The organism is Methylobacterium sp. PvR107 (genome assembly GCF_017833295.1).
Taxonomy (GTDB): Bacteria; Pseudomonadota; Alphaproteobacteria; order Rhizobiales; family Beijerinckiaceae; genus Methylobacterium.
This window is the reverse complement of the sequence record NZ_JAFIBW010000001.1, coordinates 5,702,606-5,717,277: the sequence shown is the minus strand read 5'-3', so window position 1 is coordinate 5,717,277 and position 14,672 is coordinate 5,702,606. Positions and strand designations below refer to the sequence as shown.

Below are 14,672 nucleotides of genomic sequence, written 5' to 3'. Positions count from 1 at the left end.
TGTTCCGTCTCAGCGCGGGACCGGCAGCGCGGCGGCCGCGGTCTGGGTGTTGGACAGGGCGGCCTTCATGCTGGTCATCAGCGCGTCGGTCGAGGGCGCGAACACGTCGAGCACGGGGGACGGGTGCACACCGTAATAGATCGTCAGGGCCACCAGCGGCGCCAGGATGATCTTCTCCCGGAGATCGAGGTCGAGGATGCCCTGGAGGTTCGGCTTCTCAAGCTTCCCGTAGATCACCCGTGCGTAGAGCCACAGGGCATAGGCCGCCGACAGGATGATGCCGAAGGTCGAGAAGAAAGCGACGTTCGGGTTCGCCTTGAAGGCGCCGAGCATCGCCAGGAACTCGCCCACGAAGCCGGAGGTGCCGGGCAGGCCGACATTGGCCATGGTGAAGATCAGCATGGCCACGGCGTAGAGCGGCATCCGCTTCACGAGGCCGCCATAGGCGGCGATCTCGCGGGTGTGCATCCGGTCGTAGACAACGCCGACGCAGAGGAAGAGCGCCCCCGACACGATGCCGTGGGAGATCATCAGGAACAGCGCGCCCTGGATGCCCTGCTCGTTCAGGGTGAACAGGCCCAGCGTCACGAAGCCCATATGGGCCACCGACGAGTAGGCGATCAGCTTCTTGATGTCGGTCTGCATCATCGCGGTGAGCGAGGTGAAGATGATCGCAATGACCGAGAGGGCGAACACGAAGGGTGCGAAGTCCTGGCTCGCCACCGGCAGCATCGGCAGCGAGATCCGGATGAAGCCGTAGCCGCCCATCTTCAGGAGGATGCCGGCCAGGATCACCGAGCCGGCGGTGGGCGCCTCCACATGGGCGTCGGGCAGCCAGGTATGGACCGGCCACATCGGCATCTTCACCGCGAAGGAGGCGAAGAACGCGAGCCACAGCCAAGTCTGCATCTGCGCCGGGAAGCGGGTCTGCAGCAGGGTCGGGATGTCGGTGGTTCCGGCCTGCCAGTACATCGCCATCACGGCGAGCAGCATCAGCACGGAGCCGAGCAGGGTGTAGAGGAAAAACTTGAAGCTCGCGTAGATCCGGCGCTGCCCGCCCCAGATGCCGATGATCAGGAACATCGGGATCAGGCCGGCCTCGAAGAACAAGTAGAACAGCAGCAGATCGAGGGAGGCGAACACGCCGATCATCGTCGTCTCGAGGACGAGGAAGGCGACGAAGTACTCCTTCACGCGGAACTGGATCGAGTGCCACGAGGCGCCGATGCAGAACGGCATCAGGAAGGTGGTCAGCAGGATCAGCGGCATCGAGAAGCCGTCGACGCCGAGCTTGAACCGGATCGTCTCGGTGAGCCACGCGTGGCTCTCGACCAGCTGGAAGCTCGACGAGGCGGTGTCGTAGCGGCTCCAGGCGACCAGGGAGAGCAGGAAGGTGATGATCGTGGTGGCGAGCGCGGCCCAGCGGCTGTTGCGCGCGACCGATTCCTCGTCGCCGTTCAGTGTCAGGATGAAGGCCGCGCCGCAGAGCGGCACGATCAGCAGGCCGGAGAGGATGCCGAGGCCGAGCATGTCAGTGAGCCCCCTTGGGCAGGCCGGACATCAGGTACCAGCTGATCAGGCCGGCGACGCCGATGAGCATCACGAAGGCGTAGTGATAGAGGTAGCCGGTCTGCAGGCGGACCACCCCGCGGGTCACGTCCACGACGCGGGCCGCGACGCCGTTGGGGCCGAGGCCGTCGATGATCCGGCCGTCGCCCTGCTTCCAGAGGAACAGGCCGAAATCCTTGGCCGGGCGGACGAAGATCCGGTCGTAGATCTCGTCGAAGTACCACTTGTTGAGCAGGAACCGGTACAGCGACGGCTGCTGCGCGGCGAGCGCGCTCGGCAGTTCCGGCCGGCGGATATACATCCAGAAGGCCAGCACGAAGCCGAGGATCAGCATGATCAGCGGCGCGTACGAGACCAGCGCCGGGACCTCGTGGATCTCGTGCATGATGTGGTTGTTCGGGCCGTGCGCCAGGGCGTGGCCCCAGAACGCGTCCATCCCGTCGCCGATGAAGCGGTTGTGGAAGATGATCCCGGCGAACAGGGCGCCGAAGGCGAGGATCGCCAGCGGGATCGTCATCACCAGCGGGCTCTCGTGAGGCGTGTGGTCGCCGTGGTGACCGTGGCCGTGATGGTCGTCGGCGACGAGGTCGCTCTTATGCGCCGGCTCGATATCGTGGCCGTGATCGTCGTGGGCAACGCCTTCGGTATGGCCGGGCGCACCGTCGGCCTCGTGCGCCATGGCGGAATGCGCCACCGCGGGGGCGTCGTGGTGGTCGTGCGCCGCGTGCGCACCCCAGCGCTCCGGACCCTCGAAGGTCAAGAAGAACAGCCGCCAGGAGTAGAACGAGGTGAAGAACGCCGCCACCACCACGCACAGGAAGGCGAGGGTGTGGCCCGGCCGGGTCGACGCATAGGCCGCCTCGATGATCGCGTCCTTCGAGTAGTAGCCGGCCGTGTAGGGGAAGCCGATCAACGCCAGGGAGCCGATCGCCATCATGGCGCTGGTATAGGGAATGTAGCGGCGCAGGCCGCCCATGTTCCGCATGTCCTGCTCGTGGTGCATCGCGTGAATGACCGAGCCGGCGCCGAGGAACAGCAGCGCCTTGAAGAAGGCGTGGGTGAACAGGTGGAACACGCCGGCCGAATAGGCGCCGACGCCGAGCGCCACGAACATGTAACCGAGCTGCGAGCAGGTCGAGTAGGCGATCACCCGCTTGATGTCGTTCTGCACGAGGCCGATCGTGGCCGCGAAGAACGCCGTGATGCCGCCGATCACCGTGACGACGGTCAGCGCGTTCGGCGCCTCCTCGAACAGCGGCGACAGGCGGGCGACCATGAACACGCCGGCGGTCACCATGGTGGCGGCGTGGATCAGCGCCGAGACCGGGGTCGGGCCCTCCATCGCATCCGGCAGCCACGTGTGCAGCAGGAACTGCGCCGACTTGCCCATGGCGCCCATGAACAGCAGCAGGCAGGCCAGCGTCAGGGCGTTCCAGTCGTAGCCGAGGAGGTGGAACGAGAGCGTCTTGATCGCGTCGACCTTGCCGAAGATCGCGTCGAACGCCACCGAGCCGGTCAGCACGAAGACCAGGAAAATGCCCAGCGAGAAGCCGAAATCGCCGACGCGGTTGACGATGAACGCCTTCATGGCGGCGGCATTGGCCGAGGGCTTCTCGTACCAGAACCCGATCAGCAGGTAGGAGGCGAGGCCCACGCCCTCCCAGCCGAAGAACATCTGCACGAGGTTGTCGGCCGTCACCAGCATCAGCATGGCGAAGGTGAACAGCGACAGATAGGCGAAGAAGCGCGGCCGGTGTGGATCCTCCTCCATGTAGCCCACGGAGTAGAGGTGCACGAGGGTCGAGACCGTGGTGACGACCACGAGCATTACCCGGGTCAGGGTGTCGACCTTGAAGGCCCAGTCGACCTGCAGGTCGCCGGCCGAGAACCAGGATGCGACCTGCACCCGCTCGGCGTGGCCGCCGTCGATGAACACGCCCCAGGCGATCAACGCCGTGAAGGCGAGGAACGCCGTGGTGATGTACTCGCAGGCCCGCGCCCCGATGTACCGGCCGAACAGGCCGGCGATCAGGAAGCCGATGAGCGGGAAGAAGACGATCGCGTGATACATCGCTCTCTTGCAGTCCGTCCTCCGGGCCGGCCGCGATGCGGCGGCGTCCGGATGTGAATCGGGGCGGCGGGGAAGGAGGCCCTAGCCCTTCATCATGCTCACGTCTTCCACCGCGATGGAGCCGCGGTTGCGGAAGAATACCACCAGGATGGCGAGGCCGATCGCCGACTCGGCGGCCGCGACCGTCAGCACGAACAGGGCGAAGACCTGTCCGGTGATGTCATTCAGCTGTGTCGAGAAGGCGACGAGATTGATGTTGACCGAGAGCAGGATCAGCTCGACCGACATCAGGATGACGATGATGTTCTTGCGGTTGATGAAGATGCCGAGCACGCCGAGCGTGAACAGGATCGCCGCGACGGTGAGGTAGTGGCTCAGGCCGATCATCGTTCGAATCTCCTGGCGATCATCGGACCTCGCATCAGACCTCGACACCCTGGCGCGAGGGGACCTTGCGGGTCTCCACCGCCATGGCCTGGGTGCGGGCGTTCTGGACCGAAATATTCTGGCGCTTGACACCCGGCCGGTCGCGCAAGGTCAGCACGATCGCGCCGATCATGGCGACCAGCAGGATCAGGCCGGCAAGCTGGAAGAAGTAGGCGTAGTCGGTGTAGATCACCCGGCCCAGGGCCTGCGCGTTGGTCAGGTTCTCAGCGGCCGCGACATTGCCGAGCGGGGCCTGGACGAGGCCCGGATCGATGCTCCAGGAACCCACCACGAGCAGCAGCTCGACCAGGAAGATCGCGCCGATCAGGGCGCCGACCGGCAGGTATTGCTGGAAGCCCTGGCGCAGCTCGGCGAAGTCGACATCGAGCATCATCACCACGAACAGGAACAGGACTGCGACCGCGCCCACGTAGACGACCACCAGGATCATCGCCAGGAACTCGGCGCCCATCAGGACGAAGAGTCCCGCGGCGTTCACGAAGGCGAGGATCAGGAACAGCACCGAGGCGACGGGATTGCGCGCGGCGATCACCATGAAGCCCGACGCGACCGTAATGCTCGCGAACAGATAGAAGAAGGCGGCTGCTGCGGTCATGCGCTGATCGGGATCGGCCGCCGGAGCGGCCCCTTCTGCCGTGCGTGGAGACGGTCCGCGGCGGGCGGCCCGTCTATAGAACCCGGTCGACGGGGGCACAACAGCGCCCCCGGCATGGCTCTAGAGCATCGCACCGGAACCGGGAACCGGGGCGATGCTCTAGAGCCTTGTTTTCGCGTCATCTTCTCCCGAGCGCCGGCGACCGGAGCACGGAATGATGCGTCAGCGATAGGGCGCGTCCATCGCGATGTTGCGGGCGATCTCGCGCTCCCAGCGGTCGCCGTTCAGCAGGAGCTTCTGCTTGTCGTAGAGCAACTCCTCCCGGGTCTCGACCGAGAACTCGAAGTTCGGCCCCTCGACGATGGCGTCCACCGGGCAGGCCTCCTGGCACATGCCGCAATAAATGCACTTCACCATGTCGATGTCGTAGCGCGTCGTGCGCCGGGTGCCGTCGTTGCGGCGCGGACCGGCCTCGATGGTGATGGCCTGCGCCGGGCAGATCGCCTCGCAGAGCTTGCAGGCGATGCAGCGCTCCTCGCCGTTGGGATAGCGGCGCAGGGCATGCTCGCCCCGGAAGCGCGGCCCGCGATGGCCCATCTCGAAGGGATAGTTGATCGTAGCCTTCGGCTTGAAGAAGTAGCGCATGCCGAGGATCATCCCGGACACGAACTCCTTCAGGAGAAGGCTCTTGGCGATCTGATCGAGCTTCATGCCACGATCTCCGGTTTCAAGCGTCAGGCGCCCGGGGCCAGGCCGGTGAGCTTCAACACGAAGGCCACGACCACCACCGAGACGAGCGAAATAGGCAGAAACACCTTCCAGCCGAGGCGCATGAGCTGATCGTAGCGGTAGCGCGGCACGATCGACTTCACCATGGCGAACAGGAAGAACAGGAAGCTGGCCTTCAGGGTGAACCAGATCACGCCCGGCACCCAGGTGAAGGGCGCGAACGGGATCGGGGACAGCCAGCCGCCCAGGAACAGGATGGTCCCCAGCGCGCACATGCTCATGATGGCGACGTACTCGCCGAGCATGAACAGCAGGTACGGGGTCGACGAATACTCGACCATGTAGCCGGCCACGAGTTCCGATTCGGCCTCAGGCAGGTCGAAGGGCGGGCGGTTGGTCTCGGCGAGCGCCGAGACGAAGAACACCACGAACATCGGGAACAGCCACAGCCAGTACCAGCCGAACAGGCCCAGGCTGGTGTCCTGCGCCATCACGATGCGCGAGAGGTTGAGCGAGCCGGCGCAGAGCAGCACGCAGATGATCACGAAGCCGAGGGACACCTCGTAGGAGATCATCTGGGCCGCCGAGCGCAGGGCGCCGAGGAAGGCGTATTTCGAGTTCGAGGCCCAGCCGCCCATGATGACGCCGTACACGCCGAGCGACGAGATCGCGAAGATGTAGGTGATGCCGACGTTGATGTCGGCGATCGCCCAGCCGTCGGCGAGCGGGATCACCGCCCAGCTCGACAGGGCGAGCATGGCGAAGACCAGCGGCGCCAGCAGGTAGATCGCCTTGTTGGCGCCCGCCGGGATCACCGGCTCCTTGATCGCGAACTTGATCAGATCGGCGAAGGACTGGAACAGGCCGAACGGCCCGACCACGTTCGGGCCGCGCCGGAGCTGCACCGCCGCCCAGATCTTACGGTCGGCGAGCAGCGCGTAGGCGATGAACACGAGCAGCGCCGAGAGCAGCACGAAGCTCTTCAGCACGATCAGGAGCACGGTCCCGAGGATTTCGAGCGACGTCATCGGTCTTGAGCTCCTACTCGGCCGCCGCGAGGGGTCGCGCCTCAGCGGCGCGCTCCCGGGCGAGGCGCGAGCACTCCGCGAGGATGCGCGAGGCGCGGGCGATCGGGTTGGTAAGATAGAAGTCGGTGACCGGCGACGCGAAGGCAGGCCCGGTCGCGGAGCCGCCGCGCCCGGCAAGACGATCGACCGCCTCGGTCACGGTACCGGGCTCTACGGCGCCGACCGCCGCGAGATGCGGGTGGGCGGCGTAGAGCGCCCGACGGAGCGCGGTCAGCGAGTCGAACGGCAGGCGCTTGCCCAGCACGTCCGACAGGGCCCGCAGGATCGCCCAGTCCTCGCGGGCGTCGCCCGGCGGGAAGGCGGCGCGGTTGCCCATCTGGACCCGGCCTTCCGTGTTCACCCAGGTCGCCGACTTCTCGCTGTAGGCGGCTCCCGGCAGGATCACGTCGGCGCGGGAGGCGCCGCGGTCGCCGTGGCTGCCCTGGTAGACCACGAAGGCGCCCGGGGCGACGTCGCGCTCGTCGGCGCCGAGGTTGAACAGGACGTCGAGTGCCCCCGGCTCCAGCATCTGCGCGAAGGTCAGGCCGCCCTCCCCCGGCACGAAGCCGAGATCGAGCGCGCCGACGCGGGCGGCGGCCGTGTGCAGCACGCCGAAGCCGTTCCCCTCGCCCGAGACCGCGCCGATCGACTTGGCCAGCGATGCCGCCGCGGCCAGGACGCTTGGCTCGGCGTTGGCGCCGACGATGACGAGCGGCGCCTTCGCCTCCTTGAGCACGTCGAGGAAGCTGTGCTCGCCCCTCGCCAACGCCGCGAGCGAGTCAGGACCGGCGCCGATGTAGTGGCTCGGATAGGTCAGGTCGACCGGCTCGCCGATGACGCCCACCGCCAGCGGCGCCATGCGCCAGCGCTTCCGGATGCGGACGTTCAGCAGCGAGGCCTCGGTGCGCGGGTTGGCGCCGACGATCAGGATCGCGTCCGCGGCCTCGATGCCCGGGATGGTCGGGTTGAAGATGTAGGAGGCGCGGCCCAGCGCCGGGTCGAGGCCGGCATCGGTCTGGCGGCAGTCGAGGTTCGGCGAGCCGAGGCTCTTGATCAGCTCGCGCAGCGCGAAGATCTCCTCGACGCCCGCGAGGTCGCCGACGACCGCGCCGATCCGCTTCGGATCCACGCCCTTCACTTTCGCGGCGATGGCCTGGAACGCCTCACCCCAGGAGGCAGGCCGCAGCCGGCCGTTCTCGCGCAGGTAGGGCCGGTCGAGGCGCTGCATCCGCAGCCCGTCGATGTGGTAGCGGGTCTTGTCGGAGATCCACTCCTCGTTGATCTCCTCGCTGATCCGCGGCTCGATCTGCATCACCTCGCGGCCGCGGGTGTCGATCCGGATCGACGAGCCGACCGCGTCCATCACGTCGACCGACTCGGTCTTGTTCAGCTCCCACGGCCGGACGTTGTAGCTCTGTGGCCGATGCACCAGGGCGCCTACCGGGCAGAGGTCGGCGACGTTGCCCTGGAGCTCCGAGGCCATCGACTGCTCGAGGTAGCTGGTGATCTCCATGTCCTCGCCGCGCCCGATGGCGCCGAGGTCGGGCACGCCCGCCACCTCGGCGAGGAAGCGGACGCAGCGGGTGCAGTGGATGCAGCGGTTCATCGCGGTCCGCACCAGCGGGCCGATATGCTTCTCTTCGACCGCGCGCTTGTTCTCCTGGTAGCGGGTCGAATCGACCCCGTAGGCCATGGCCTGGTCCTGCAGGTCGCAATGGCCGCCCTGGTCGCAGATCGGGCAGTCGAGGGGGTGGTTGATGAGGAGGAACTCCATCACCCCCTCGCGGGCCTTCTTGGTGCCCTGCGAGCGCGTCAGCACCTCCGGCGGCTCGCCGTTCGGGCCGGGGCGGCAATCCTTCACCGCGTAGGCGCAGGAGGCCACCGGCTTCGGCGCGCCCTTCAGCTCGACGAGGCACATGCGGCAATTGCCGGCGATCGACAGGCGCTCGTGGAAGCAGAAACGCGGGATCTCGGCCCCCGCAGCCTCGCAGGCCTGAAGCAGCGTGTAATCGGCGGGGACGTCGACCTCGGTGCCGTCGACGAGGATTTTTGTCATCGGTGCAATCTCAGTGCGGGGCGCCGGCGGGATCGAGGCGACGCTCGATTCGCTCGATGCGAAGCTCGACCCTGTCGATCCGCCGGTGGACGCCAGCCAGATTCTCTCCGACCGCGGTCACGCGGCCGTTCAATTCACGGACATCGTCGCCGAGGCGATCGACCTTCCCGTCGATCCGCCGCAGGTACACGAGCATCAGGTCGTCAGGCTGGCTCGTCATCGGACTACTCGGCGGCCATCGGCACAGGCTCGCTGTGCGGGTTGGCGGTGTAGCGGTCGATGCGCTTCTCGATCTCGGGGCGGAAATGCTTGATCAGGCCCTGGATCGGCCAGGCCGCAGCGTCGCCCAGCGCGCAGATCGTGTGACCCTCGATCTGCTTGGTGACCTCGAACAGCATGTCGATCTCGCGCTTCTGCGCACGGCCCTCGGTCATGCGCTGCATCACCCGCCACATCCAGCCCGTGCCCTCGCGGCAGGGCGTGCACTGGCCGCACGACTCGTGCTTGTAGAAGTACGAGATGCGGGTGATCGCCGCGACGATGTCGGTGGACTTGTCGAGCACGATCACCGCCGCGGTGCCCAGGCCCGAGCCGAGGTTGCGCAGGGTGTCGAAGTCCATCTTTGCGTCGACGATCTGCTCGGCCGGCACCAGCGGCACCGAGGAGCCGCCCGGGATCGAGCACAGGAGGTTGTCCCAGCCACCGCGCATGCCGCCGCAATGGCGGTCGATGAGTTCGCGGAAGGTGATGCCCATCTCCTCCTCGACGTTGCACGGCTTGTTGACGTGGCCGGAGACGCAGAAGAGCTTGGTGCCGGTGTTGTTCTTGCCGCCGAGGCCGGCGAACCACGCGCCGCCCCGGCGCAGGATCGTGCCGGCGACCGCGATCGACTCGACGTTGTTCACCGTCGTCGGGCAGCCGTAGAGGCCCATATTGGCCGGGAACGGCGGCTTCAGCCGCGGCATCCCCTTCTTGCCCTCGAGGCTCTCGATCAGCGCTGTCTCCTCGCCGCAGATATAGGCGCCGGCGCCGTGGTGGACGTAGATGTCGAAGGGGTAGTCGTGGACGTTCGACTGGCCGACGAGGCGGGCCGCGTAGGCCTCGTCCACCGCCTTCTGGAGCGCATGCTTCTCGGCGACGTACTCGCCGCGGATGTAGACGTAGCAGGCATGCGCGTTCATCGCGAAGCAGGCCAGCATGCAGCCCTCGATCAGGAGATGCGGATCGTGCCGCATGATCTCCCGGTCCTTGCAGGTGCCAGGCTCCGACTCGTCGGCGTTGACCACGAGGTAGTGCGGACGCCCGTCGGACTTCTTGGGCATGAACGACCACTTGAGGCCGGTCGGGAAGCCCGCACCGCCGCGTCCGCGCAGGCCCGAGGCCTTCATCTCCTCGATGATCCAGTCGCGGCCCTGCTCCAGCAGGAACTTGGTCCCGTCCCAGGCGCCGCGCTTCTTGGCGGCGTCAAGGCCGGGCGAGTGCAACCCGTAGAGGTTGGTGAAGATGCGATCCTGATCCGACAGCATGTGCTGCGTCCCTCAGCTGACCGGAGTGTCGACGATGTCGAGGCGGCGTTCGATGCGCCCGGCGCGATCATCGCGTGCGCTATACGCCTCGTCGAGATTGTGCAGATCGCCCTGCACGCCATGGACGGTCGTCCGAAGCGCCCGCACCTTGCCGCGCACTTCGCCCACACCCTCTTCGATATTGCCGAGACGTGCCGGCATCGCTTTAAGCACGTCGTAGATCAGGGCGTTCGACACCGCGGCCATGGCGGTCACGCTCCGGTGCCCGACAGGGTCTTGGCTTGCCCCACCCAATCCTCCCGGTCGATGCGACCCGGGAACGCGAGGTAGGTGCCGACCCAGGTGATCTCGTCGCGGGACCAGGCGGCGATCTGGTCGAAATGAAAGATGCCGAGCCCGTTCAGGCGCTGGCTGTTGCCCGGGCCGATGCCCCGGATGCGGGTCAGGTCGTCCGGTTGGCCGGCGCGCGCCGCGTCCAGCCCGGCGGGGCGCTTGCCGACCGCGTCGGCCTTCTGCTCGGGGCTCGCGTCCTTCGGCAGAGCCGCAAGCGCGCCGGCGACGCGGGCCTCCTCGGCCTCGGCGGCGACCTCGCCCTCGCTGGCCCCGGAGGCCTCGGGCTGCTGCGGGACGGCGTCCCGCGCCGGCACGTCCTGGTGGCCCTGCTCGCCGGCGGCGGGCTCGCCCTCGGCGACGCGCTTGGCCGGCGAGTCGAGCACGTCCGCGTCGCCCGGGCGGGCGGCGCCGTGCTTGGCGGTGGAGCGGCCGCGCTCGGCCGCGTCGGCGCGATCCTCGGACTTGACCGGCGTCTCACCGGCGGCGGCGCGCTGGGCCGGCGCGTCGGTGACCATGCGCCCCACCGGGCGGCCGGCATCGGGCCGGGCCGGCTTCGGGTTCTCGGCGGCCTGCTGCGTGCTGGCGGCCGCTTCGCCCGTCTTGGCGGCCGGTGTCTTGGCGGCCGGATCCTCGGCCCTGCCGGCCTCCTCGAAGCGCTTGCGCCACGCGCCGACGCGCGAGCCGTCGAACAGGGTCGGGTCGGTCAGCGTGTCGGCACCGCCGAGCGGCTCGGACGAGACCCGACCGGTCTGCGAGCCGATCTTCACGGGCCGGCCGGCGGCGAGGTCGTCCATCAGCTGGCCGAGGGACTCGGGCGTCAGGTCCTCGTAGTAATCCTGGTTGATCTGCACCATCGGGGCGTTGCAGCAGGCGCCCAGGCATTCGACCTCGAGCCAGGAGAAATTACCGTCCGGGGAGACGTGACCGGGAGCGCCGAGCCGCGTCTGGAGCATCTCCTTGAGCCCCCGCGCGCCGCAGGAATCGCACGGTACCGTGCCGCAGACCTGGATCCAGAAGCGCCCGACCGGCTCCAGAGCGAACATCGTGTAGAAGGTCGCCACTTCGAGCACGCGGATGTTCGGCATGCCGAGCTCGGCCGCCACCGCCTCGATGGCCGCCCGCGGCAGCCAGCCGCCGTTCTGCTCCTGCGCCTTCCACAGGAGCGGGATCACCGCGGAGGCCTGCCGGCCTTCCGGGTACTTGGCGATCTGGGTCTTCGCCCATTCGGCGTTCTCGGGCGAGAACGCGAAGCTCTGGGGCTGCTCCGAGGCGGGGGCGAGTCTGCGGTTTGCCATCGCTTTTGTCTTACCGATCCACTTCGCCGAACACGATGTCGAGCGTGCCGAGCACGCAGGACACGTCGGCTAAGAGGTGCCCGCGGCACATCCAGTCCATCGCCTGCAGATGCGCGAAGCCCGGCGCGCGGATCTTGCAGCGATACGGCTTGTTGGTCCCGTCGGACACCAGGTACACGCCGAACTCGCCCTTCGGCGCCTCGACCGCCGCGTACACCTCGCCCTCGGGCACGTGAAAGCCCTCGGTGTAGAGCTTGAAGTGGTGGATGAGCGCCTCCATCGAGCGCTTCATCTCCCGGCGCGGCGGCGGCGCGAACTTGCCGTCGACGGAAGCGATCGGCCCCTGGCCGGCGGGCTCGCGCAGCTTGGCGACGCACTGCTTCATGATGCGCACCGACTGGCGCATCTCCTCCATGCGGATCACCTGGCGATCGTAGGTGTCGCCGTTCTTCCCCACGGGGATGTCGAACTCCATCTCCTCGTAGCACTCGTAGGGCTGCGCCTTGCGCAGGTCCCACGGAATGCCGGAGCCGCGGACCATCACGCCCGAGAAGCCCCACTGCATCGCCTCGTCCACCGACACGATGCCGATGTCGACGTTGCGCTGCTTGAAGATCCGGTTGGCCATGACGAGGTCATCGAGATCCTGGACGACCTGCAGGAACGGGTCGCAGAACGCATCGATGTCGTCGATCAGCTTCGGCGGCAGGTCCTGGTGAACGCCGCCGGGCCGGAAGTAATTGGCGTGGAGCCGGGCGCCGGAGGCCCGCTCGTAGAAGATCATCAGCTTCTCGCGCTCCTCGAAGCCCCAGAGCGGGGGCGTGAGGGCGCCGACATCCATCGCCTGCGTGGTGACGTTGAGCAGGTGCGACAGCAGCCGGCCGATCTCACAGTAGAGCGTGCGGATCAGCTTGGCCCGGCGCGGCACCTCGATCCCGGCGAGCTTCTCGATCGCCAGGCAGAAGGCGTGCTCCTGGTTCATCGGCGACACGTAGTCGAGCCGGTCGAAATAGGGCGTCGCCTGCAAGTAGGTCTTGTACTCGATCAGCTTCTCGGTGCCGCGGTGGAGCAGCCCGATATGCGGGTCGACGCGCTCGACCACCTCGCCGTCGAGTTCCAGCACGAGGCGCAGCACGCCGTGCGCCGCCGGGTGCTGCGGGCCGAAGTTGATCGCGAAGTTTCGGATGTTGTGTTCGGTCATCGGCCGGCTCCGTTCTCAGGCCGACTTCTTCTCGTCGCCCGGCAGCACGTAATCCGTGCCTTCCCAGGGCGAGAGGAAATCGAAGTTCCGGAATTCCTGCGTCAGCTTCACCGGCTCGTACACGACCCGCGCCTCGTCCTGGTCGTAGCGGACCTCGACGAAGCCGGTGAGCGGGAAATCCTTGCGCAGGGGATGCCCCTCGAAGCCGTAATCGGTGAGCAGGCGGCGCAGGTCGGGATGGCCCGAGAACAGGATCCCGTAGAGGTCGTAGGTTTCGCGCTCGTACCAGTTGGCGGCGGGAAACACCTCGATCACCGACGGGACGGGCGTCACCTCGTCGGTCTGCACCTTCAGCCGGATGCGCAGGTTATGGCGCAGCGACAGCAGGTGGTAGACGACGTCGAAGCGCTTCTCGCGCTGCGGGTAGTCCACACCGCAGATGTCGATGAAGTTGCGGAAGGCGCAGGCCGGATCGTCGCGCAGGTAGGTGAGCGCGTAGACGATGTCGGACGCCTGGACGACCAGCGTCAGCTCGCCGAACGTGATGGTGTGCGACACCACCGCCGGTCCCAGGGCGCCGACGACCCGCTCGGCCATCGCCGCGACGGCGTCCTCGCCGTAGACCGGCTGGGTGTGGGGGAGGATCGAGATGCCGTTCGTCATGGCCGCTCCTCAGCGCTCGATCGTGCCGGTCCGGCGGATCTTCTTCTGCAGCAGCAGCACACCGTAGAGCAGCGCCTCGGCGGTGGGCGGGCAGCCGGGGACGTAGATGTCCACCGGCACCACCCGGTCGCAGCCGCGCACCACCGAGTAGGAATAGTGGTAGTACCCGCCGCCGTTGGCACAGGAGCCCATCGAGATGACGTAGCGCGGCTCCGGCATCTGGTCGTAGACCTTGCGCAGCGCCGGGGCCATCTTGTTGGTCAGCGTCCCGGCGACGATCATCACGTCGGACTGGCGGGGCGAGCCGCGGGGCGCGAAGCCGAATCGCTCGCAATCGTAGCGCGGCATCGACATCTGCATCATCTCGACCGCGCAGCAGGCGAGACCGAAGGTCATCCACATCAGGGAGCCCGTCCGGGCCCAATTGATCAGCTCGTCCGTTGTGGTGAGCAGGAAGCCTCGGTCGGCCAGCTCGTCGCTGATCGACAGGAAGGTCGGATCGTCCGCCCCGATCGGGCGGCCGGTGTTCGGATCGATGATCCCCTTCGGCTGGGGCGCGATCGCGGGGGCGCGGTTGGTATCGGTGATCAGGGCCATCGGCGACTCAAGAATTCAGTGCGGGCGGCGAGCGGCGGGACTTCAATCCCATTCGAGGGCGCCCTTGCGCCACTCGTAGACGAAGCCGACGGTCAGCACGCCCAGGAAGACCATCATCGACCAGAAGCCGAACCAGCCCAGATCCCCGAAGGTGATCGCCCAGGGGAACAGGAACGCGACCTCGAGGTCGAAGATGATGAACAGGATCGCCACGAGGTAGAACCGCACGTCGAACTTCATGCGGGCGTCGTCGAACGCGTTGAAGCCGCATTCGTAGGCCGACAGCTTCTCCGGATCGGGGCTTTTGAAGGCCACGAGAAACGGCACGACCAGCAGAGCCGTGGCGATGAACAGCGCCACGCCGATGAAGACGATGAGCGGCAGGTAATCCGCCAACAATCCGGTCATGCCAGGGCCTCGCGAGACGTAGGAAACCGCGGTGCGACGCCGACCCGGACTCGCCCGTGGAATTGTTCTTATGCCAGGATGCGCGCGGCCGGAGGCTTAGTCGAGCCGCCGGCCC

At 67.3% G+C, this 14,672-nt stretch carries 15 protein-coding genes; all 15 read right to left on the bottom strand.

The window, feature by feature from the left end; translation table 11 throughout:
• Nucleotides 1-9: 9 nt before the first annotated feature.
• Nucleotides 10-1,530, bottom strand: coding sequence for an NADH-quinone oxidoreductase subunit M (locus JOE48_RS27105; protein ID WP_210034444.1), 1,521 nt, complete (start codon nt 1,528-1,530; stop codon nt 10-12).
• Between the two features lies 1 nt (nt 1,531).
• Nucleotides 1,532-3,640 carry an NADH-quinone oxidoreductase subunit L gene (nuoL, locus tag JOE48_RS27100; RefSeq protein WP_210034443.1) on the bottom strand — a complete coding sequence of 703 codons (2,109 nt, stop codon included), beginning with the start codon at nt 3,638-3,640 and terminating at the stop codon, nt 1,532-1,534.
• An 81-nt stretch (nt 3,641-3,721) separates the two neighbouring features.
• Nucleotides 3,722-4,027, bottom strand: a complete 306-nt coding sequence (gene nuoK / locus JOE48_RS27095) for an NADH-quinone oxidoreductase subunit NuoK (RefSeq protein WP_010686008.1) — start codon at nt 4,025-4,027, stop codon at nt 3,722-3,724.
• A 34-nt stretch (nt 4,028-4,061) separates the two neighbouring features.
• Nucleotides 4,062-4,682 carry an NADH-quinone oxidoreductase subunit J gene (locus tag JOE48_RS27090; protein WP_210034436.1) on the bottom strand — a complete coding sequence of 207 codons (621 nt, stop codon included), beginning with the start codon at nt 4,680-4,682 and terminating at the stop codon, nt 4,062-4,064.
• Between the two features lie 222 nt (nt 4,683-4,904).
• Nucleotides 4,905-5,393, bottom strand: a complete 489-nt coding sequence (gene nuoI / locus JOE48_RS27085) for an NADH-quinone oxidoreductase subunit NuoI (protein WP_091776990.1) — start codon at nt 5,391-5,393, stop codon at nt 4,905-4,907.
• A gap of 23 nt (nt 5,394-5,416) precedes the next feature.
• Nucleotides 5,417-6,439 carry an NADH-quinone oxidoreductase subunit NuoH gene (gene nuoH / locus JOE48_RS27080; RefSeq protein ID WP_210034434.1) on the bottom strand — a complete coding sequence of 341 codons (1,023 nt, stop codon included), beginning with the start codon at nt 6,437-6,439 and terminating at the stop codon, nt 5,417-5,419.
• A gap of 13 nt (nt 6,440-6,452) precedes the next feature.
• Entirely contained in the window at nt 6,453-8,534 is a 2,082-nt protein-coding gene (nuoG, locus tag JOE48_RS27075) for an NADH-quinone oxidoreductase subunit NuoG (RefSeq protein ID WP_210034433.1), read from the bottom strand.
• 10 nt (nt 8,535-8,544) lie between these two features.
• Entirely contained in the window at nt 8,545-8,754 is a 210-nt protein-coding gene (locus JOE48_RS27070; protein WP_210034432.1) for a hypothetical protein, read from the bottom strand.
• Between the two features lie 4 nt (nt 8,755-8,758).
• On the bottom strand, nt 8,759-10,060 hold the full coding sequence (gene nuoF / locus JOE48_RS27065) for an NADH-quinone oxidoreductase subunit NuoF (RefSeq protein WP_210034430.1): 1,302 nt from the start codon (nt 10,058-10,060) through the stop codon (nt 8,759-8,761).
• Nucleotides 10,061-10,072: 12 nt separating this feature from the next.
• Nucleotides 10,073-10,306, bottom strand: coding sequence for a hypothetical protein (locus JOE48_RS27060; protein WP_210034429.1), 234 nt, complete (start codon nt 10,304-10,306; stop codon nt 10,073-10,075).
• Nucleotides 10,307-10,311: 5 nt separating this feature from the next.
• Entirely contained in the window at nt 10,312-11,688 is a 1,377-nt protein-coding gene (nuoE, locus tag JOE48_RS27055) for an NADH-quinone oxidoreductase subunit NuoE (RefSeq protein ID WP_210034428.1), read from the bottom strand.
• Nucleotides 11,689-11,698: 10 nt separating this feature from the next.
• Entirely contained in the window at nt 11,699-12,889 is a 1,191-nt protein-coding gene (locus tag JOE48_RS27050) for an NADH-quinone oxidoreductase subunit D (protein WP_210034427.1), read from the bottom strand.
• Nucleotides 12,890-12,904: 15 nt separating this feature from the next.
• Nucleotides 12,905-13,552, bottom strand: coding sequence for an NADH-quinone oxidoreductase subunit C (locus JOE48_RS27045; RefSeq protein WP_210034426.1), 648 nt, complete (start codon nt 13,550-13,552; stop codon nt 12,905-12,907).
• Between the two features lie 9 nt (nt 13,553-13,561).
• Entirely contained in the window at nt 13,562-14,149 is a 588-nt protein-coding gene (locus JOE48_RS27040) for a NuoB/complex I 20 kDa subunit family protein (RefSeq protein WP_010686017.1), read from the bottom strand.
• A gap of 42 nt (nt 14,150-14,191) precedes the next feature.
• The gene (locus JOE48_RS27035; protein WP_210034424.1) at nt 14,192-14,557 is read right to left on the bottom strand and encodes an NADH-quinone oxidoreductase subunit A; all 366 of its coding nucleotides are present in this window, start codon (nt 14,555-14,557) and stop codon (nt 14,192-14,194) included.
• Nucleotides 14,558-14,672 lie beyond the last annotated feature (115 nt).

Coding starts and splice junctions, on each gene's coding strand:
- JOE48_RS27105 (WP_210034444.1), bottom strand. CDS start 1,530: ATGCTCGGCCTCGGCATCCTCTCCGGCCTGCTGATCGTGCCGCTCTGC.
- nuoL (WP_210034443.1), bottom strand. CDS start 3,640: ATGTATCACGCGATCGTCTTCTTCCCGCTCATCGGCTTCCTGATCGCC.
- nuoK (WP_010686008.1), bottom strand. CDS start 4,027: ATGATCGGCCTGAGCCACTACCTCACCGTCGCGGCGATCCTGTTCACG.
- JOE48_RS27090 (WP_210034436.1), bottom strand. CDS start 4,682: ATGACCGCAGCAGCCGCCTTCTTCTATCTGTTCGCGAGCATTACGGTC.
- nuoI (WP_091776990.1), bottom strand. CDS start 5,393: ATGAAGCTCGATCAGATCGCCAAGAGCCTTCTCCTGAAGGAGTTCGTG.
- nuoH (WP_210034434.1), bottom strand. CDS start 6,439: ATGACGTCGCTCGAAATCCTCGGGACCGTGCTCCTGATCGTGCTGAAG.
- nuoG (WP_210034433.1), bottom strand. CDS start 8,534: ATGACAAAAATCCTCGTCGACGGCACCGAGGTCGACGTCCCCGCCGAT.
- JOE48_RS27070 (WP_210034432.1), bottom strand. CDS start 8,754: ATGACGAGCCAGCCTGACGACCTGATGCTCGTGTACCTGCGGCGGATC.
- nuoF (WP_210034430.1), bottom strand. CDS start 10,060: ATGCTGTCGGATCAGGATCGCATCTTCACCAACCTCTACGGGTTGCAC.
- JOE48_RS27060 (WP_210034429.1), bottom strand. CDS start 10,306: ATGGCCGCGGTGTCGAACGCCCTGATCTACGACGTGCTTAAAGCGATG.
- nuoE (WP_210034428.1), bottom strand. CDS start 11,688: ATGGCAAACCGCAGACTCGCCCCCGCCTCGGAGCAGCCCCAGAGCTTC.
- JOE48_RS27050 (WP_210034427.1), bottom strand. CDS start 12,889: ATGACCGAACACAACATCCGAAACTTCGCGATCAACTTCGGCCCGCAG.
- JOE48_RS27045 (WP_210034426.1), bottom strand. CDS start 13,552: ATGACGAACGGCATCTCGATCCTCCCCCACACCCAGCCGGTCTACGGC.
- JOE48_RS27040 (WP_010686017.1), bottom strand. CDS start 14,149: ATGGCCCTGATCACCGATACCAACCGCGCCCCCGCGATCGCGCCCCAG.
- JOE48_RS27035 (WP_210034424.1), bottom strand. CDS start 14,557: ATGACCGGATTGTTGGCGGATTACCTGCCGCTCATCGTCTTCATCGGC.